At 69.7% G+C, this 17,901-nt stretch carries 18 protein-coding genes; 15 read left to right on the top strand and 3 right to left on the bottom strand.

The genetic code is table 11. The features are described from left to right. Positions 1–20: 20 nt before the first annotated feature. The 8 genes from GXW71_RS25185 to GXW71_RS25220 all read left to right on the top strand — a co-directional run bounded on the left by GXW71_RS25185 (position 21) and on the right by GXW71_RS25220 (position 7,873). A complete protein-coding gene (locus GXW71_RS25185; RefSeq protein WP_211855456.1) occupies positions 21–1,037 on the top strand; it encodes a LysR family transcriptional regulator in 1,017 nt (338 codons plus the stop codon). Positions 1,038–1,185: 148 nt separating this feature from the next. Next, positions 1,186–1,836 (top strand): glutathione S-transferase family protein, encoded by a 651-nt coding sequence (locus GXW71_RS25190; RefSeq protein WP_211855457.1) that lies wholly within the window; start codon positions 1,186–1,188, stop codon positions 1,834–1,836. A gap of 145 nt (positions 1,837–1,981) precedes the next feature. Continuing rightward, positions 1,982–2,737, top strand: coding sequence for a FadR/GntR family transcriptional regulator (locus GXW71_RS25195; protein WP_211855458.1), 756 nt, complete (start codon positions 1,982–1,984; stop codon positions 2,735–2,737). A gap of 95 nt (positions 2,738–2,832) precedes the next feature. After that, positions 2,833–3,972, top strand: coding sequence for a mandelate racemase/muconate lactonizing enzyme family protein (locus GXW71_RS25200; RefSeq protein ID WP_211855459.1), 1,140 nt, complete (start codon positions 2,833–2,835; stop codon positions 3,970–3,972). Then, positions 3,972–4,970, top strand: coding sequence for a hydroxyacid dehydrogenase (locus GXW71_RS25205; RefSeq protein WP_211855460.1), 999 nt, complete (start codon positions 3,972–3,974; stop codon positions 4,968–4,970). Before GXW71_RS25200 ends, GXW71_RS25205 begins: the two co-directional genes overlap by 1 nt. Next, positions 4,967–6,136, top strand: a complete 1,170-nt coding sequence (locus tag GXW71_RS25210) for a mandelate racemase/muconate lactonizing enzyme family protein (RefSeq protein ID WP_211855461.1) — start codon at positions 4,967–4,969, stop codon at positions 6,134–6,136. Before GXW71_RS25205 ends, GXW71_RS25210 begins: the two co-directional genes overlap by 4 nt. A gap of 161 nt (positions 6,137–6,297) precedes the next feature. Next, positions 6,298–7,269: a Bug family tripartite tricarboxylate transporter substrate binding protein gene (locus GXW71_RS25215; protein WP_211855462.1), complete on the top strand. Its 972-nt coding sequence runs from the start codon at positions 6,298–6,300 to the stop codon at positions 7,267–7,269. Between the two features lie 208 nt (positions 7,270–7,477). Next, a complete protein-coding gene (locus GXW71_RS25220; RefSeq protein ID WP_211855463.1) occupies positions 7,478–7,873 on the top strand; it encodes a hypothetical protein in 396 nt (131 codons plus the stop codon). 49 nt (positions 7,874–7,922) lie between these two features. On the opposite strand, the gene GXW71_RS25225 is transcribed toward GXW71_RS25220, so the two are convergent. Beyond that, positions 7,923–8,915 (bottom strand): Bug family tripartite tricarboxylate transporter substrate binding protein, encoded by a 993-nt coding sequence (locus tag GXW71_RS25225; RefSeq protein ID WP_211855464.1) that lies wholly within the window; start codon positions 8,913–8,915, stop codon positions 7,923–7,925. A 96-nt stretch (positions 8,916–9,011) separates the two neighbouring features. Then, positions 9,012–9,851: a nitroreductase family protein gene (locus GXW71_RS25230; protein WP_211855465.1), complete on the bottom strand. Its 840-nt coding sequence runs from the start codon at positions 9,849–9,851 to the stop codon at positions 9,012–9,014. Between the two features lie 124 nt (positions 9,852–9,975). On the opposite strand from GXW71_RS25230, the gene GXW71_RS25235 reads away from it, so the two are divergent. From GXW71_RS25235 to GXW71_RS25260, 6 genes are all read left to right on the top strand, one after another. Continuing rightward, on the top strand, positions 9,976–10,944 hold the full coding sequence (locus tag GXW71_RS25235) for an ABC transporter ATP-binding protein (RefSeq protein ID WP_211855466.1): 969 nt from the start codon (positions 9,976–9,978) through the stop codon (positions 10,942–10,944). Further along, positions 10,937–11,629: an SDR family NAD(P)-dependent oxidoreductase gene (locus GXW71_RS25240; protein ID WP_211855467.1), complete on the top strand. Its 693-nt coding sequence runs from the start codon at positions 10,937–10,939 to the stop codon at positions 11,627–11,629. The genes GXW71_RS25235 and GXW71_RS25240 overlap by 8 nt, the downstream gene beginning before the upstream one ends. 146 nt (positions 11,630–11,775) lie before the next feature. Beyond that, positions 11,776–13,332, top strand: a complete 1,557-nt coding sequence (locus GXW71_RS25245) for an ABC transporter substrate-binding protein (protein ID WP_211855468.1) — start codon at positions 11,776–11,778, stop codon at positions 13,330–13,332. Beyond that, positions 13,332–14,273: an ABC transporter permease gene (locus GXW71_RS25250; RefSeq protein WP_211855469.1), complete on the top strand. Its 942-nt coding sequence runs from the start codon at positions 13,332–13,334 to the stop codon at positions 14,271–14,273. The genes GXW71_RS25245 and GXW71_RS25250 overlap by 1 nt, the downstream gene beginning before the upstream one ends. 139 nt (positions 14,274–14,412) lie before the next feature. Then, positions 14,413–15,294, top strand: a complete 882-nt coding sequence (locus tag GXW71_RS25255) for an ABC transporter permease (RefSeq protein WP_211855470.1) — start codon at positions 14,413–14,415, stop codon at positions 15,292–15,294. Then, positions 15,287–16,234: an ABC transporter ATP-binding protein gene (locus GXW71_RS25260; protein WP_211855471.1), complete on the top strand. Its 948-nt coding sequence runs from the start codon at positions 15,287–15,289 to the stop codon at positions 16,232–16,234. The genes GXW71_RS25255 and GXW71_RS25260 overlap by 8 nt, the downstream gene beginning before the upstream one ends. A 35-nt stretch (positions 16,235–16,269) precedes the next feature. Here the strand turns inward: GXW71_RS25260 and cysK are convergent, their stop codons facing one another. Beyond that, positions 16,270–17,292, bottom strand: coding sequence for a cysteine synthase A (gene cysK / locus GXW71_RS25265; RefSeq protein WP_211855472.1), 1,023 nt, complete (start codon positions 17,290–17,292; stop codon positions 16,270–16,272). Between the two features lie 128 nt (positions 17,293–17,420). Between cysK and GXW71_RS25270 the strand changes: the two genes are divergently transcribed. After that, positions 17,421–17,870, top strand: a complete 450-nt coding sequence (locus tag GXW71_RS25270; RefSeq protein ID WP_211855497.1) for an RrF2 family transcriptional regulator — start codon at positions 17,421–17,423, stop codon at positions 17,868–17,870. Positions 17,871–17,901: the final 31 nt, after the last annotated feature.

Here is a 17,901-nt window from a genome sequence, read left to right on the forward strand (position 1 = left end):
GCGTGGCGCGGCCCAGGACCATGGTCTGCTCGCATCACCCTTGCCTCGTCCTGCCGTGTTCCGCAGCAGCTTGCGAGGCAGCCGGCAATGCCGTCCAATACAATGAAGTTCGCTCCGGAAAACCTTTGGTTATGGCTGACCACCTGCCACGACAGCACCAGATCGATGCCTTTCGCGCGGTGATGGCGCGCCGCTCGGTGACCGAGGCGGCACTGATGCTGCGCGTGTCCCAGCCCGCGGTGAGCAAGTCGATCCGGCAGCTCGAGGAGCTGCTGGGCGTCAGGCTGTTCGAGCGCGTCAGCGGCCGATTGATGCCCACTGCGGAAGCCGAGGCCATGGCACCCGCCATGGATGGCGTCGCGGCATCGTTGCAGGCTGTCGTTGCCGCAGGGCGCGCCGTGCGTGACAGCGTGGGCGGCCAGGTCTCGGTTGCCACCGTCCCGTCTCTGTCGACGGTGGTTCTGCCCCGTGCCATCGCGGCCGCGGCGGAGCGCCTGCCGGGTCTGCGCGTCGCCGTGCAGGTGCTGCATCCGCGCCAGGCGGTCGAAGCCGTCGCCCGCGGCATCGCCGATATCGCCTTGGTCCACGATGTCGTCGAAGATCCGCTCGTGCAGGTCGAAGACCTCGGCCATGCCGCCATGGCCTGCGCAATCCCCCTCGGGCATCGGCTCGCGCGCCGCAGGCGGATCCAGGCGGCGGATCTGCGGGATCTGCCCTTCGCGTCCTACGACGTACAATCCCCGGTGGGGCAGCGGCTGGCGACTGCGTTCGAGGCTGCGGGCACAGAATTCGCGCCGACCTTCGAACTCGGGGCGGCACCCGTCGTCTGCGAGGTTGCCCAGCAGACCGGCATTCCCGCCGTTGTCGAGAACTACATCCTGACCCTCGGCTGGTGGCCCGGCCTGCGCGTCGTTCCGCTGGTGCCGGAGGTCTCATTGCGGCTTCGGCTGCTCACGACCTTGCAGCGCCCGGTGCCGCGATCGGCAAAGGCGCTCGGCCTCGCGTTCCGTGACGTCGTCAGGCGGCTGGTTGATTGACCGGCCTCCGTCCGCCATCGCCGGCGCGTGTGTCCGAAGGCAAGTCCCATCAGGGGCACGGAAGGCGCGAGCCAGGCCTGGGGCCATGGGGTGTCGGAATCTCCGGCAGCCGATCGTCTTCAAGGCAGACGGGCTATGGAGAACGGCAATGACCATTACCATCACCGCCTTTGAGCGCTCGCCCGATCGCGGCAGAGGCCTGGCGCGCGACATGCGCGTTCGTTGGGCGCTCGAGGAAGTGGGCCAGCCTTACGAGGTTCGTCTTCTGTCGTTCGAAGCGATGAAGGAACCTTCGCATCTCGCGCTGCATCCTTTCGGGCAGATCCCGACCTATGAAGACGGCGATCTCGCCCTGTTCGAGTCGGGGGCGATCGTGTTCCATATCGCCGAGCGCCATGCGGGGCTGCTGCCGGACGATGCGAATGCCCGAGCACGCGCCATCGCATGGATGTTTGCCGCGCTCGACACCGTGGAACCGCCGATCTTCGACCGCGCCCTCGCCAAGATCCTCGAGCGCGACGAGCCCTGGTACGAGCAGCGCCTGCGGTTCCTCGAGGACAGCATCCGGAAGCGGCTGGGCGACCTTTCCAGCCGCCTTGGCGATGCCGACTGGCTCGATGGTGCGTTCAGCGCCGGTGACCTGCTGATGGTGACGGTGCTGCGCCGATTGCAAGGATCGGGCATGCTGGAGGACCATCCGAACCTCTCTGCCTATGTCGCCCGCGGCGAAGCGCGGCCCGCATACAAGCGTGCTTTCAGCGCCCAGTTGGCCGTTTTCACGGCTGCATCGACCGGCTGACACGGGCCGCCCCAGGCTCGAAGCCGCCATCTGAGTCCTTCGCCCGGTTTGCGGACCTGGCAGCGCCTCCAGCGCGCCCCCTTGCGTGCGGGCGAAACTGGTCCTACCAATCTGGTGGGGCCAGTTTGCGGCTCTGGGAGGAAACATGCCCGTGGTCGAAGCCGCTTCTGCAGTGGCTGCGGATGAACGCGCCGCACTGATCGGCGCGATTCTGCGGCTGGCGGCTGAGGCCAGATTGCCGCCCGGCGCCAGGTTGCCGGCCGAGCGCGAGCTCGCCGAGCGCCTGGGCGCCGGGCGCAATGCCGTGCGGGAGGCCATCGCGGTGCTGGAGGCGCTGCGCATGGTGGAGCGGCGGCCGAATTCCGGCATCTATCTGCGCCCGGCGGAGCGCGTCGGCAGCCTGGATGCGCTGGTGCTGCAGGCCGATCTCGGCGTGCCGCTGACCCGGGCCGAGGTCGATGAGCTGGTCGAACTGCGGCGCATGATGGAGCTGCAGGGCACCGCACTCGCCTGCCAGCGGCGGAGTGCGGCCGACCTGGCGCGGCTGGACGCCACACTTGCCGCCGGCGCCGCCGCCATCGACCAGGGCGAGGCCTATGGCGTGCATGACGCCGCCTTCCACCTCGCGGTCGCCGAAGCCACCGGCAACCGCATCTTCCTGCGGGTCGTGAATTCCTTCTACCTGCTCTCCCGCGAGCGCCGGCGGCTCTATTTCGCGGACGGCACCCGCGCCGCCGGATCCCAGGCGCAGCATGCGGAGATGGTCGACGCCATCCGCGACCGCGACGCGGCGCGCGCCACCGAAATCATGAGCCGCCATCTGCAAGGCGTCGAAAGCTACTGGCTCGAACTGCTGCGCCGCCCGAAGCGCGGTACCTCGAGCATGGCCGCTTCAAGCTGAAGCGGCCATGCTCGAGTCACTTTGTTTGATCGCGTGATTCACGCTTTTCGGCTGATCCAGCCTCAAGCGATCACGCTCTGGGAGGAAACGGCCGCATGAAGGTCACCGACATCGCCTGCCACATCCTGCAATCCAAGGTGGAGCGGCCCTTCACCTCGGCGCGCGGCTGGCTCTACGGCACGCGTGCCTCCTGCATCGTGGAGATCAGCACGGATGCGGGCATCACCGGCTGGGGCGAATGCTATGGGCCGGCGGCGGTGAACAAGGCGGTGATCGAGACGCAGTACCGCGGCCGCGTCATCGGCCGCGACCCCTTCGATGTCGAGGTGGTGTGGGAAGACCTTTACAACCGCATCAAGGATTATGGTGCGACCGGATTCGCGATCACCGCGCTGTCGGGGATCGACATCGCGCTCTGGGACGTGATGGGCCGCGCGACCGGCAAGCCGATCCACAAGCTGATCGGCGGTGCACACCGGACCAGCGTGCAGGCCTATGCCACCGGCCTTTATTTCATCGACATGGACCGCCTGGTCGAGGAAGCGGTGGAGGAAGCGCTCGCCTACAAGGAACAGGGCTTCCGGGCGATCAAGATGAAGATCGGCCTCGGCGATCCCAAGCTCGACTTCCAGCGCGTGAAAGCGGTGCGGGAGGCGATCGGGCCGGATGTGCAGCTCGCGGTCGATGCCAATCATTGCTTCACGGTGCCGCAGGCGATCCGCCTCGGCCGCATGCTGGAGCCGCTCGACCTGATGTGGTTCGAGGAGCCGATCAGCCCCGAGGACCATGAAGGCTATGCCGAGGTCACGCGGGCGCTCGACATGGCCGTCGCCGGCGGGGAGAACGACTTCACCCGCTGGGGCTTTCGCGACATCATCGCGAAGAAGGCGATGGACATCGTGCAGCCCGATCTCTGCGCGGCGGGCGGCATCAGCGAATGCCGCAAGATCGCGGCCATGGCGTCGGCGCATGGCGTGGAATGCGTCCCCCACGCCTGGGGCAGCGCCATCGGCCTGGCGGCGACGGTGCAGTGGCTGGCAGCGCTGCCCGACACCCCGCCTGCCTTCCGCCCGATCCCGCCGATGCTGGAATTCGAGCAGACGCCGAACCCGTTGCGCGACGAGCTCGCGAAGCAGCCGATCGTGCAGGTGAACGGCATGGTGCAGGTGCCGGACGCGCCCGGCATCGGCATCGAAGTGGATCGCGAGGCTCTCGCCCGCTGGAAGGTCGCCTGATGCGCATCGCCCTGACCGATCCAATCGAGCCGATCGGCGAAGCCATCCTGCGCGAGGCCGGGCATGAGCTGGTGCCGGCCGCAGGCTTCGGCGCCGATGCGATGCGCGCGCTGGTCGCCGACGCGGATGCGCTGATCGTGCGCCAAAAACTGCCGGACGACATCGTCGCGCACGGCCCGCGCCTGCTCTGCGCGGTGCGCCACGGCGTCGGCGTGGACCTGATCCCGGTGGAGCGCTGCACGGAGCAGGGCGTCATCGTCGCCAATGTGCCGGGCGCCAATGCCGATGCGGTGGCGGAGTTCCTGGTGGCGCAAATGCTGGCGGCCGCACGGCATGCCGAATGGATGCATGCGCGGCTGCTCGACACCGGCTGGGGCCAGGCACGCCAGCGGACGGCCGCGGCGACCGAACTCACCGGCAAGACGCTCGGCATCGTCGGCATGGGCGCGATTGGATCGCGGCTGGCGGAGATCGCGGGCATGGGCTTCCGGATGCGCGTGCTCGGCCACCGCCGCGGCGATGCGCCGATGCCGGCGCCGGCAGAGCGCGCAAGCCTGCCGGAGCTGTTCGCTGAGAGTGACTATGTCGCGCTGGCCTGCCCGTTGACGCCGGAGACCAAGGGGCTGGTCGGCCCCGAGCTGCTGGCGCGCATGAAGCCCGGCGCCTGGCTGCTGAACGTCGCGCGCGGGCCGGTCGTACAGGAAGCCCCGCTGGTCGAAGCGCTGCGCGACCGGCGTATCGGCGGCGCAGCACTCGACGTGTTCTGGGAGCAACCATTGCCCGCCGATCATCCGCTGCGGACGCTCGACAACGTGCTGCTGTCGCCGCATGGCGCCGGCATCACCCAGGAAGCCGCCACGGTCACGAGCCGGGTCGCCGCCGAGGAGGTGGTCCGCATCCTGGCCGGGCAGAAGCCGCGGAACTTCATCAACCCCGATGCTTGGACGACCGCGCGGGCACGCCGCGCAGCACTCGGCCATGAAGGATCAGCCGCATGAAGATCACCCATGTCGAGGCCACCTGGTGCCATGTGCCGATCCCCTATGAGCGACAGCACACCAGCGATTTCGGCCGTGTCACCAGCTTCGATTCCGTCATCACCCGGATCACGACCGACACCGGCCTGATCGGCTGGGGCGAGAGCAAGGCGGGCGTCGGCAGCGCCGCCGCCTGCGCCGGGCTCGCCGCCATCATCAACCTCGACTACGCGCCGCTGCTGCTGGGGCAGGACCCGCGCGACATCTCCCGCCTCTGGGACGTGATGTACAACACGCCGCGCGAAGGCTACGCGCTCGCGGAAGGCCATGTGCTGCCACAGCTCGGCCGGCGCGGGCTTTCGATCTCCGCGATCGCCGGCGTCGACACCGCGCTCTGGGACATCCTCGGCAAGTCGCTGGGCGTCCCCGTCTGGCGCCTGCTCGGCGGCCGCCGCGTGGAGCGGATGCCGGCCTACGCCTCCGGCGGCTGGGCGGACGCCGAGCACATCGGTGCGCAGCTCCAGGGCTATTGCGACAAGGCTGGCTTTCGCGCGGTGAAGATGCGTGTCGGCGTGATGGACGGATCGCCGGCGAAATCCGCCGCCCGCGTCCGCGCCGCGCGCCGCGCGCTCGGCCCCGACATCAGGCTGATGGCCGATGCGCATGGCACCTGGACCGTCGCGGAGGCCAAGGCCTTCTGCCGCATGGTCGAGGATTGCGACCTGTTCTGGTTCGAGGAGCCGGTGAGCGCCGACGACAAGCAGGGCCAGGCCGAGGTGCGCCGATCGAGCGCGGTGCCGATCAGCAGCGGCGAGAGCGAATTCACCCGCCATGATTTCCGCGAGCTGGCCGAGCTCCGCGCCGCCGATGTGCTGCAACCCGACCTCGCGATTGCCGGCGGCATCACGGAAGGGCAACGCATTGGCGCCATCGCCAGCGCCTTCAACCTGCGCCTGGCACCGCATCTCTGGTCCGGCGCGCCGGCCTTCGCGGCCGGGCTGCATCTGGCGGCGAGCCAGAGTGCGGGCTTCATCCTGGAATACTCGCTCGGCCACAACCCGATGCTGCACGACCTGATCGAGGAGGACTTCCCCGTGGTGGACGGCATGGTCGAGATCCCCGACCGTCCCGGCCTCGGCATCACCGTCCGCCCCGATTTTTTGGAGAAGTACGGGAACAAGATTTGATTTTCGCCCTCAGACGCCGGGCGCCGGCATACGCCGGCTTGGCTTCGCCGGACGCGCCGTGAGGCACGCTTTACAGCGCGACCGGCGGGCCGCATTCGCGGCCTCGGACCGGTTGGAGAAACCGGTCCGCTAGAATGCATGCCAGCAAGGGAGGAAACGCAGTGACAAGAAAGAGGCTCTTCGCCGCGCTCGCCGCGGCGCTCATCGCGCTGCCGATCGCAGCACAGGCGCAGGATGCCTTCCTGCGGCGGGAGGTGCGCTTCCTGAATGCCTTCGCGCCCGGCGGCACCTCCGACCTGCTCGGCCGCATCCTGGCCGACCAGCTTTCCCAGCAGGTCGGCCAGCGCGTGGTGGTGGAGAACCGCACCGGTGCGGCCGGCGTGATCGGGACGCAGGAGGTGGCGCGCGCCGCGCCTGACGGTCACACGATCCTGCTGGCCTCCATGGGCATCATGAGCATCACGCCGCAGATGCAGCAGGTGCCCTATGACGTCGACCAGGACCTGACGCCGATCGTCAATGTCGCATCCGTCTACAACATCCTGGTCGCCAACCCGAACGGCCCGATCCACACCTGGCAGGACCTGGTGCGCATCGGGCGGGAACGGCCGGGCAGCTTGAGCTGCGCGACGGTCGGGCCGGGATCCTCCCAGCAGCTTTCCTGCGTGCTGTTCCAGTCGCTGACCGGGGCGCGGCTCGAGCAGATCTCCTATCGCGGCGGCACGCCGGCGATCCTCGACATCACCGCGGGCCGCGTCGAGGTCATGTTCGGCAACATGCCGGAATACATGGGGCAGATCCGCGCCGGCGGCCTGCGCGCCATCGCCTATGGCGCGGCCGAACCTTCCCCCCTGTTGCCGGAGCTGCCGGTCATCTCCCGCCAGGGCCAGCCGGATTTCGTCATCCACAACTGGTTCGGCATCGTCGGCCCCGGCCGTATGAACCCCGAGCTGGTCGCGCGCTGGAATGCCGAGATCAACCGCGCGATGCAGGCGCCGGAGGTGCAGCGCCGCTTCGTGGAGAACGGGCTGCAGCGCCTGGGCGGCACGCCGCAGGCCTTCATCGATCAGATCAGGGCCGACCGTGCGAAATGGGGCCGCATCATCCGCGAACACAATATCCGGGCGGAGTAGAGCAGATCCCGTTCAGGTGGCTTCGCCTGAACGGGTGAAGATGCTCGCAAGACATAAGGGCCAGGGCTTGCTCCGTGAACCTGCGCGAACGGATCGTGCCCTGGCGCGCGCTTTGTTCACCCCGCGCGCGCTTCCCGCCAGCCCGGGGCAGCACTATGGTGCCGCCGCCTGGAGCGGGATCGCTTCAAGCTGAAGCGATCCCGCTCCCATGCCAGAAAGGTTCATGATGCTGCGCCGCGCCACGCTTTCGTTCTGCCTGATCCTGCTGTCCGCCGGGGCGGCCCTGGCACAGAAGGGTGACCCTGGTCAGGCGGCACCCGCCCCGAATGGCAGCCCGTCCCTTCGGCTCCAGAACGCCACGCCCAACATCGTGAACAACGTCTATGCGTCGCCGTCCTCGGACAGCAACTGGGGCGAGGATCGGCTCGGCGCGAATGAGGTGATCCAGCCCCGGGGCAACCGCGCCTTCTCCCTGCCGCCGGGCGAATGCGTCTACGACGTCCGTGTCGTCTACCAGGGCGGCGTCGCGGAGGAGCGGCTGCGGGTGGATGCCTGCAGCGACGCCATCGTGGCCCTGCCCATGGCCGCGCAGCGGCTGCGCTAAGCGGGAGCATTCTCGCCCGTTCAGGCGATCCCGCCTGAACGGGTCCGCTCTACTCCACCCGCGCCCCTGACGCGCGGATCAGCGGCGCGAAGCGTGCCTCATCCGCGCGGCGGAAGCTCGCCAGGTCTTCCGGCCCCACCCACCAAGGCGTCGCGCCATTCTCGCGGAACCGCGCCGAGGTGTCCGGCGCCTCCAGCGCCTGCTTCGCAAGCGTCGCGATGCGCTCCACCAGGCGTGGCGCCATGCCGGCCGGCCCCAGCACGCCGCCCCAGGAGGTGACCTCGAAGCCCGGCAGGAATTCCGCCATGGTCGGGACGTCCGGCGCCTGCGGGCTGCGTTCCGCGCTGGTGACCGCGAGTGCCCGCACCTTCCCATCCCGCGCGGAGGCGAGGCTCTGTGGGATGTTGTCGAAGATCATGTGGACCCGACCCGCCAGCAGGTCGATATGCGCCGGCGCGCCGCCGCGATAGGGCACGTGCACCATGTCGAGCCCCGCGAGCTGCTTGAACATCTCGCCCGAGAGATGGACCGTCGTGCCGGAACCCGAGCTCGCGAAGCTGTAGTGCCCGGGATTGGCGCGGATCAGGGCGACCAGCTCCGGCACGCTCTGCGCCGGCACGTCGTTGTTGACCACCAGCATGTTCGGCAGCTGCCAGAGGCCGCAGACATAGGTGAAGTCGCGGTTCACGTCGAAGGGCAGGCTGGCATAGAGGGTCGGCGCGATGGAGAGCGGCGCGACGCTCGCGAGGCCGATGACGCTGCCATCGGCGGGAGAGCGCGCGATCGACAGAGTGCCGACGTTGCCGCCGGAGCCGCTGCGGTTCTCCACGATGAATTGCTGGCCGGTGACCTCGTTCATCTTCGCGCACCAGAGGCGCGAGAGGATGTCGGTGCCGCCGCCTGGCGGAAACAGGCCGATGAAGCGGATGGGGCCGGTGGGCCACTCCACGCGCTGCGCGCGGCCGGTGCGGGGCATCCCGAGCGACGCCGCGAGCCCCGCGGCCATTGCCGTACGCCGCGTGATCGCGGTGCCATTGGACATGAACTCTCTCCCTGTGCCCGGCTTTGCCGCCGGTTGCGCAGGGAAGGTCAGACCATCGCGGGAAGTGGCGTCAAGCGTCGCGTGGGTCGATAGGCCTCAGCGCAGCGGGAAGCCCAGCGCCTCGATCGCCGCGCGCATCCGGTCGCGCCCGGACAGCGCCTTCAAGGTGCCGAGGCGCTGGATCACCCGCTGCGTCCAGCCCGCCGGCCCCATGCCGTTGCGGGCCGAGAATTCCGAAAGGCGCTTGTCGAATTCGAGCCGCGCCGCCTGCTCGCCCTCGGTCGAATAGCGCTCCCGGTGCACGACAACGCTCTGCGGCAGGCGTGGCTTCACCTCCCCCTCCATGCCGGGCAGCGGATAGCCGACGCAGAGGCCGAAGACGCCCATCACCTGCGGTGGCAGGCCGAGAAGCTCCGCCACCCGCACCGGGTCATTGCGGATCGCCCCGATATAGACGGTGGAGAGGCCGAGCGATTCCGCGGTCAGCACCGCGTTCTGCGCCGCGAAGGCGGCATCCAGCGCCGCGACCAGGAAGGATTCCATGAAGGGCTGGCCGGCAAGCTCCGTCCCTTCCTGCTCCGCCAGGCGGGCGTTGCGGGAGGCATCGGCCAGGAACACCAGGAAGAGCGGCGCCTGCAGGATGTGCTTCTGGTTGAAGGCGACCTCGGACAGCGCCTGCCGCGTCGCCATGTCGTCGACCGTCACCACCGACCAGGTCTGGAGGTTGGAGCTGGTGGCGGCGGACTGCGCCGCCGCCACCATGGTCTCCAGCAGCCCCTCCGGCACCGGATCCGGCCGGTAGCCGCGGACGGAGCGGTGCGCCAGCATCAGGTCCAGCGCCGCGTTCCAGGGGCCGGACGGCAGGGCAGGGTCGGCGCCGTAGCGCGCGATCAGCGCGCGCCGGCGGGCATCGGCGACGGTATTTGAACCATCCATGGGCTATGTGTCCTCGGAATGCTGCGCCGCAAGGCGTTTGTCCCAGCCTCGTCGCGAAGGGCGTCCTGCGCAAGTGCCTCTTCCCCTTGCCAGGGGCACCCGCGGACCGGCAGGCTTGCCCCGGATGACACCGGCACTCGCCATCGCAGGGCTGCGCACCGAATTCCGTATCGGCGGGGCCTGGCACCCCGCGGTCAGCGATCTGTCGCTGGATCTCATGCCGAACGAGACCCTGGCGCTGGTCGGCGAAAGCGGCTGCGGCAAGAGCGTGACGGCGATGTCGGTGATGGGCCTGATCCGACCACCCGTCGGCCGCGTCACCGGCGGGCGCATCCTGCTCGAAGGCCGCGACATCGCGGGGCTGCCGGAAGCCGAGCTGGAGTCGGTGCGCGGCGACCGCATGGCGATGATCTTCCAGGAGCCGATGACGGCGCTGAACCCGGTGATGACCGTCGGCGACCAGGTGGCAGAGAGCCTTCGCATCCATCGCGGGCTGTCGCGAACCGAGGCGCTAGGCCGCGCCCGTGCCCTGTTCGAGGAGGTGAAGATCCCCTCCGCTGCCGCCCGCCTCGGCGAGTACCCGCACCAGTTCTCGGGCGGCATGCGCCAGCGGGTGATGATCGCGGTGGCGCTGGCCTGCGACCCCGCGGTGTTGCTGGCGGACGAGCCGACGACCGCGCTCGACGTCACCATCCAGGCGCAGGTGCTTGGGCTGCTGTCGGATTTGCGCGCGCGGCACGGCATGGCGGTGCTGTTCATCACCCACAATCTCGGCGTCGTCGCGCAGATCGCCGACCGGGTTGCCGTGATGTATGCCGGCCAGATCGTGGAGCAGGGGCCGGTCGGCGCCATCTTCGCGCGTCCCGCGCATCCCTATACCCGCGCCCTCTTCGCCGCGATCCCGCGCCTGGATCGGCCCGACCAGGCGCTCTCCGCCATCGGCGGCCGGGTGCCGCCGCTCGACGCCATGCCGGACGGCTGCCGCTTCGCGCCGCGCTGCCCGCTGCGGCGCGCCGGCTGCGAGCTGCCGCAGACCCTGGAACCCCTTTCGGAGGAGCACGCCGTGCGCTGCCACGTCGCCGCCCATGCTTGATCCCGCCGGCCGCGTCGCCCTGGTCAGCGGCGCCTCCCGCGGGATCGGCCGTGCCGTGGCGGAGCGCCTGCTCGCCGCCGGCTATGCCGTCTCCGCCGCCTTGCGCGATCCGTCGCGGCTTCCCGATGCGCCGAACCTCCACAGGCACCGCTACGAGGCGGAGGAGGAAGGCGCGGCGGAAGCCTGGATCGCCGCCGCCCATGCCCGCTTCGGGCGCATCGATGCACTGGTGAATGCCGCCGGCATCAACCCGGTCTGGCGCGTGCTCGACGCCGATGAGACCGCGCTCGACGCACTGATGCGGGTGAACGTGAAGGCGCCGCTGCGCGTCGCGCGTGCCGCCTGGCCGCATCTGATCGCATCCGGCGAGGGGCGCATCGTGAACATCGCCTCCCTCTCCGGCAAGCGGGTGCGCAACCCGAATGCCGGCTACGCCATGTCGAAATTCGCCCTGGTCGCCGCCACCCATGCGTTGCGGCGCGAGGGGTGGGAGCATGGCATCCGGGTCAGCGCCTTCTGCCCCGGCTTCGTCGCGACCGACATGACCACCAAGGCCGCCTTCCCGCGCGAGCAGATGAGCGATCCCCGCGACATCGCGGTGCTGATCGAGACGCTGTTGCGCCTGCCGGGCAATGCCGCGATCGCGGAGATGCTGGTGAATTGCCGGCTGGAGGACATGCTGTGAGGTGCACGGCACGCTTGAATTGGCAGAGGGCCGCGATGTACCGCTGAATGGCTTCGCTATCGGACGCTTCGCGAAGACGGATGCGCCGGACAGGGACTGAGTGGCGAATGCGCCTGGAAAGGGCGTCAGGCAGGAGGGCTGGGGGAATGAGGGGCTTCACCAAGGCGGCGCGGGCGCTGCTGCTGGCCGGCTGCGCGGCGTTCGCTGCACCCGCGGCGATGGCGCAGGCGCCAACGCTCCGGGTCGGCATGGCGGCCCAGGATGTCGGGCGGCTCGACCCGCATTTCGCGGTCTCCACCATCGACCGCGTGGTGGTCGCCTGGATGTTCAACGGCTTGGTCCGCTTCCGCCCCGGCTCCATCAACCCCGCCGAGATCGAGCCCGACCTCGCGGAGCGCTGGGAGACCAGCGAGGACGGCAAGACCTGGACCTTCCATCTCCGCCGCGGCGTGCGCTTCCACGGCGATTTCGGGGAGCTGACCGCTGAAGACGTGGTGTTCAGCATCCGCAAGGCCGCGACCGCCGCGACCAGCGCCTTCGCCGCCGATTTCCGCGCCATCGAGGCAGTGGAAGCGGTCGATCCCTACACCGTCCGCGTCCGGTTGCGGGAGAATGTCCCGACCCTGCTCGGCCTGCTCACCAATTATTCCGGCGGCTACATCGTCTCCCGCCGCGCGGTGGAGCAGCGCGGCGCCGATTTCGCGCGCTCGCCGATCGGCACCGGCCCCTTCGCGCTGGAGCGGGTGACGCCGAACCAGAGCGCCGAGCTCGTCGCCCATGCCGCGTATTTCCGCGGCGCGCCTCAGATCGGGCGCATCAGCTATCGCTTCATCCCCTCCGACGCGTCGCGCGACCTGGCCTTCCAGAACCGTGAGCTCGATCTGAACTACGGCCGCGGCGACCAGACCTGGGTGAACCGCACGCGCCAGCTTCCGAACGTCACCGTCGATGTCTTCGAACCGGGCGAACTGGCCGTCCTGAACCTCAATACCTCGATCCCGCCTTTCAACGACATCCGGATCCGCCGGGCGCTGGCCCATGCCATCAACCGGCCGGAGATCGCGCGCTGGCGCGGCCCGGACGTCTCCCGCGAGGGACAGTCGCTGGTGCCGCGCGGTTATCTCGGCTTCACCGCCGACAACGGGTTGCCGCAGTTCGACCTGGCCCGCGCCCGCGCGCTGCTGGCCGAAGCCGGGCATCCGAACGGCATCACCATCCGCGTCATCCACACGCAGTTGCCGGAGATGCTGGCCACCATGCAGGTGATCCAGCAGCAGCTCCGCCGCGCCGGCATCACGCTCGATCTGCAGGTGGTCGAGCATGCGACCTTCCACCAGCAGATCCGGCAGAACCTGTCGCCGCTGGTCTATTATTCCGCGGCGCGCTTCCCGATCGCCGATATCTACCTGACGCAGTTCTACCATGGCCGCAGCATCGTGCAGACGCCGACCGCGGTGACCAATTTCTCCCACTGCAACCAGGCCGACGCCGAGATCGACGCCGCCCGCCTCACCACCAACCGCGAGGAGCAGCTCCGGCTCTGGGCGGAAGCACAGCGCAAGCTGATCGCCGAGGTCTGCGGCGTGCCGCTCATCGAAACCCTGCTGGTCTTCGCGCGGCGCAGCAACCTCGATTACGGCTATGAGCTGCGCGGCAGCATGAGCCTCGGTCCGCTGATCACCGAGGCGACCCGGCTGCGCTGATGCTGGGCTTCGTCCTGCGCAGGCTGCTGGCGGCGCTGCCGACGCTCTTTGCGGTGCTGACGCTGGTCTTCGTGATCGTGCGCATCGTGCCCGGCGATCCGGCGCTGGTGATCCTGGGCGACCAGGCGACGCCGGAAGCGGCGGCGGCGGTGCGGGCGCGGCTCGGCACCGACCAGCCGCTCTGGCGGCAATACATCGCCTTCCTCGGCGCCGCGGCGACCGGCGATTTCGGATCCAGCATGGTGACCAACCGCCCGATCCTGGCCGAGGTCAGCGCCGTGCTGCCGCACACCGTCGACCTGACGGCCGCATCGATGGTGATCGGCATCGTGATCGGCATCCCCGCCGGGATCTGGGCGGCGCTGCACCGCAACCGCGCCATCGATGTCGCGGCGCGGCTGCTGTCGCTGCTCGGCCTTTCCTTCCCGGTCTTCGTCTCCGGGATCTACCTGCTGCTGCTCTTCGCACTGCACTGGCGCTGGTTCCCGGTGATCAGCAACGCCGATCTCGACGACCCGCTCGACCGCCTGCACAAGGTCCTGCTGCCGGCGGTAGCGCTCGGCCTGACCATGGCCGCCTACATCACCCGCGTGACCCGTGGCGCCATGCTCGCGTCCCTGTCGGAGGACTACATCCGCACCGCCCGCGCCAAGGGCGTGCCCTGGCGGCGCGTGGTCTGGGTGCATGGCTTGCGCAACGCCTCGATCCCGATCGTCACCGTGGTCGGGCTCTATGTCGGCATCCTGATCGGCAATTCCGTCCTGACCGAGATCGTCTTCAACCGCCCCGGCCTCGGCAAGGTCATCGTCGGCGCGCTGAACCAGCGCGACTACACGATGCTGCAGGGGTTGATGGTGATCTACTGCTTCCTGATCGTGGTGGTAAACCTGATCACCGACCTGCTCTACGGCGTCATCGACCCGCGGGTGAAGCAGACATGATACCGGCGAGCCTTGTCACTGCTCTGTTTGCTGCTGCCCCCTCAGCGGAGAGGCTCGGCGGTATCGCGCGCGGGGTTGGCGGGGCGGCCGCGCGCAGAACCAAGACTCTCATGCCGGGTCAGCCGAGAGGCTGGCCGGCATGAGCACCGCCGCCGAAGTCGAGCTCGCGCCCACGCGTCCATCCGGCCTGAAGCGCGCGCTGGCCCGCGCGCGCGGCAACCCGACGACGCTCGCCGGCGCCATCATCACCCTGCTGATCGTGGCAGGTGCGGTGCTGGCCCCCTGGATCGCACCCTTTGACCCGACCGAGCAGAACATCATCGACCGCCTGCAATCGCCCGGCGGCGACTACCTGCTCGGCACCGACCAGTTCGGGCGCGACGTGTTCTCCCGCCTGCTCTATGGCGCACGGATCTCGCTCGTAGTCTCGCTCGGCGCCATCGCGGCGGCGATGGTGACCGGCGGCACCATCGGCATGGTCAGCGGCTATATCGGCGGCCGCTTCGACCTGATCACCATGCAGGTGATGGATGTGCTGCTGTCCTTCCCGTCACTGATCCTCGGTCTGATGGTGGTGGCGCTGCTGGGACCGGAGCTCGAGAACCTGGTCATCGCCATTGCGCTGACCGCGATCGCGCCCTTCGCGCGCATCGCCCGCGCGCCGACCCTGGTGCTGAAGGAACGCGCCTTCATCGAAGCCGGGCGCGCCATGGGGTTCTCTCACCTGCGCATCCTCTTCGCGCATATCCTGCCGAACATCCTGTCGGAGGTGCTGGTGATGGGCAGTCTCTGGATGGCGACCGCGGTACGCGTCGAAGCCTCGCTCTCCTTCATCGGGCTTGGCGTGAAGCCGCCGACCGCGACCTGGGGCGGCATGACCCGCGACGGCTTCGAGAACATCCTGGACGCGCCCTGGCTCGCGGTCTTCCCGGGGCTTGCGATCCTGCTGCTGGTGCTCGGGCTCAACATGATCGGGGATGGGTTGCGCGACGCGACCGATCCGAAGCTGCGCAATGAGTGATACGCTTCTCGAAGTCCGAGGCCTGCGGAAGCACTTCCACCCGAAGCGCCGCGTCACCGTGCGCGCCGTCGAGGATGTCTCCTTCAGCATCCGCCGCGGCGAGGCCTTCGGACTGGTGGGCGAAAGCGGCTGCGGCAAGTCGACCGCCGCCCGCGCCCTGCTGCGCCTGATCGAGCCCGATGCCGGCAGCGTCCGCTTCGGCGGCGCCGATGTGCTGACCGCGCGCGGCGCCAGCCTGAAGGCGATCCGCCGGCGCATGCAGATCGTCTTCCAGGACCCCTATTCCTCGCTCGATCCCCGCCAGTCGATCGGCGGCGCGCTGACCGAGCCGATGCGCGTGCACGGCATCGCGGAGGGCCGCGACGCCCGCCGCCGCGCCGGCGCGCTGCTGGAGGAGGTGGGCCTGCCGCCGGCGGCGCTCGATCGCTACCCGCACGAGTTCAGCGGCGGCCAGCGCCAGCGCATCGGCATCGCGCGCGCGCTGGCGCTCGAGCCCGAGCTGATCGTGGCCGACGAGCCGGTCTCGGCCCTCGATGTCTCCGTGCAGGCGCAGGTGCTGCTGCTGCTCGAGGATCTGCGCCGGCGGCGCGGCCTCGCCTTTCTCTTCGTCAGCCACGACCTGTCGGTGGTGCGCTGGTTCTGCGAGCGCGTCGCGGTGATGTATCTTGGCCGCATCGTGGAGGAAGGCCCGGTCGCCCGCGTGCTGAACGCGCCGCTGCACCCCTATGCCGCCATGCTGCGCGACGCCTATCCGGTGCCGGACCCGGCGCACCGCGCCGCGCTGCCGCGCATCATCGGGGAGATCCCCTCGGCCGCCGCGCCGCCGCCCGGCTGCCCCTTCCATCCGCGCTGCGTACACGCCATGCCGCGCTGCTCAACGGAGCCGCCGGCGCTGCTGGCGAAGGATGATGGGGCGGTGGCGTGCCATCTGCACGGGTAGGATGGACCCCGGGGGGAATGAATTCCCCCGGGGTCTTACAGCCCCTCAAACAACTCCGTCGACAAATACCGCTCCGCGAAGCTGGCCGCGATGCCGACGACCAAGCCGCCCTTTGGCACCTCCCGCGCCACCTGGATCACTGCGTGCAGCACGGCGCCGGAGGAGATGCCGATCGGCAGCCCTTCTTCCCGCGCGCAGCGGCGGGCGGCGGCGAGTGCTTCGCGTTCCGAGACGCGGCGCAGCCCGTCCAGCGCCTCCAGCTCCAGCACGCCGGGGCGGAAGCCGGCGCCGATGCCCTGGATGCGGTGCGGGCCGGGTTCGTCGCCGCTCAGCACCGCGCTTTCCGCGGGCTCCACGCCGATGACGCGGAGCGCGCCGTTGTGCGGCTTCAGCGCGCGGGCGATGCCGGTGAGCGTGCCGCCGGTACCGATGCCGCCGACCACAGCATCCACGGCGCCGCCGGTATCGGCCCAGATCTCCTCCGCCGTCGTCGCCGCGTGGATCGCCGGGTTGGCGGGGTTGTCGAACTGGCGCGGCATCCAGGCGCCCTTGGTCTTGGCCTCGATCTCCTGGGCGCGGGCGATGGCACCGGCCATGCCCTTTTTGGCCGGCGTCAGCTCCAGCTCCGCGCCGAGCAGCTTCATCATCTTGCGCCGTTCCAGGCTGGCGCCATCCGGCATCACCACGATCAGGCGGTAGCCCTTGGCGGCGGCGACGAAGGCGAGCGCGATGCCGGTATTGCCGGAGGTCGGCTCGATCAGGGTGGAGCGGCCCGGCGCGATCAGGCCCGCACGCTCCGCCTCCTCGACCATCGCGAGGCCGATGCGGTCCTTCACCGAGCCGAGCGGGTTCAGGTATTCGAGCTTCAGGCCGATCCGCGCCGGCAGGCCTTCGGCGGCGGCGATCCGGGGCAGCAGCACGATTGGCGTGCCGCCCACCGCATCCAGCACGCTGGCATAGAGCCGACCCCGCGGGTGCGGCGCGCGATTCGGGACGGGCGCCGCTTCGGGCGCAGCAGGGGCGGCGGCGCGCTCGGCGCGCTTCGTTCCTTGGGACATGCCCCATCCTACCACGGCGCGCGGTGGGAAGGAGGGCCACCAGGCCAGCATCGCCGTGCTTCCGGCTGCCACCTGTGGCGCGTTGGGAGGCTGGAATTTCACACCGTGTCAGCGTATATATGCTCGCCATGCTGATCCGTCACGACCGCCCGCTGCTCGCCATCGACATCCTGCTGGACGTCGCCTTCCATGTCGGCCGCGGCGAGGAGGTGACCGGCGCCGGCGACATCGCCGACCGCCTGGGCGCCGCCCGGCGTGGCATCGAGCCGCTGCTGCAGACGCTGTCGCGCGCCGGCCTGCTGGACAGCCTGCGCGGGCCGCGCGGCGGCTACCGCCTGGGCCGCGCCCCGCGCGACATGACGCTGCTCGACGTCGTCTCCGCCGCCATCGACGACGAGGGGGGCGAGCCGGAAAGCACCGGCCGCCTCTCCGAGGCCGTCACCCTGCCCTTCTGGCAGGAGCTGGAAGCCGGCCTGCGGGAGAAGCTGGCGGCCATCACCATCGACGACCTGCTGCGCCGCGCCGCCGCCAAGGGCCTGCGCCGCCCGGTGAACGAACCGCTGAACTTCGCGATCTGATTCCTTTGCCCTCAGTCGCCGGGCGCGGCCT

This window comes from Plastoroseomonas hellenica, assembly GCF_018129085.1.
GTDB classification, from domain to species: domain Bacteria; phylum Pseudomonadota; class Alphaproteobacteria; order Acetobacterales; family Acetobacteraceae; genus Plastoroseomonas; species Plastoroseomonas hellenica.

Excerpts from the sequence above, each read along its gene's own strand:
- GXW71_RS25260 (WP_211855471.1), top strand. The coding sequence starts at position 15,287 with ATGAGTGATACGCTTCTCGAAGTCCGAGGCCTGCGGAAGCACTTCCAC.
- cysK (WP_211855472.1), bottom strand. The coding sequence starts at position 17,292 with ATGTCCCAAGGAACGAAGCGCGCCGAGCGCGCCGCCGCCCCTGCTGCG.
- GXW71_RS25270 (WP_211855497.1), top strand. The coding sequence starts at position 17,421 with ATGCTGATCCGTCACGACCGCCCGCTGCTCGCCATCGACATCCTGCTG.
- GXW71_RS25220 (WP_211855463.1), top strand. The coding sequence starts at position 7,478 with ATGCCAGAAAGGTTCATGATGCTGCGCCGCGCCACGCTTTCGTTCTGC.
- GXW71_RS25195 (WP_211855458.1), top strand. The coding sequence starts at position 1,982 with ATGCCCGTGGTCGAAGCCGCTTCTGCAGTGGCTGCGGATGAACGCGCC.
- GXW71_RS25185 (WP_211855456.1), top strand. The coding sequence starts at position 21 with ATGGTCTGCTCGCATCACCCTTGCCTCGTCCTGCCGTGTTCCGCAGCA.
- GXW71_RS25255 (WP_211855470.1), top strand. The coding sequence starts at position 14,413 with ATGAGCACCGCCGCCGAAGTCGAGCTCGCGCCCACGCGTCCATCCGGC.
- GXW71_RS25210 (WP_211855461.1), top strand. The coding sequence starts at position 4,967 with ATGAAGATCACCCATGTCGAGGCCACCTGGTGCCATGTGCCGATCCCC.
- GXW71_RS25190 (WP_211855457.1), top strand. The coding sequence starts at position 1,186 with ATGACCATTACCATCACCGCCTTTGAGCGCTCGCCCGATCGCGGCAGA.
- GXW71_RS25235 (WP_211855466.1), top strand. The coding sequence starts at position 9,976 with ATGACACCGGCACTCGCCATCGCAGGGCTGCGCACCGAATTCCGTATC.
- GXW71_RS25245 (WP_211855468.1), top strand. The coding sequence starts at position 11,776 with ATGAGGGGCTTCACCAAGGCGGCGCGGGCGCTGCTGCTGGCCGGCTGC.
- GXW71_RS25205 (WP_211855460.1), top strand. The coding sequence starts at position 3,972 with ATGCGCATCGCCCTGACCGATCCAATCGAGCCGATCGGCGAAGCCATC.
- GXW71_RS25200 (WP_211855459.1), top strand. The coding sequence starts at position 2,833 with ATGAAGGTCACCGACATCGCCTGCCACATCCTGCAATCCAAGGTGGAG.
- GXW71_RS25250 (WP_211855469.1), top strand. The coding sequence starts at position 13,332 with ATGCTGGGCTTCGTCCTGCGCAGGCTGCTGGCGGCGCTGCCGACGCTC.
- GXW71_RS25230 (WP_211855465.1), bottom strand. The coding sequence starts at position 9,851 with ATGGATGGTTCAAATACCGTCGCCGATGCCCGCCGGCGCGCGCTGATC.
- GXW71_RS25225 (WP_211855464.1), bottom strand. The coding sequence starts at position 8,915 with ATGTCCAATGGCACCGCGATCACGCGGCGTACGGCAATGGCCGCGGGG.
- GXW71_RS25240 (WP_211855467.1), top strand. The coding sequence starts at position 10,937 with ATGCTTGATCCCGCCGGCCGCGTCGCCCTGGTCAGCGGCGCCTCCCGC.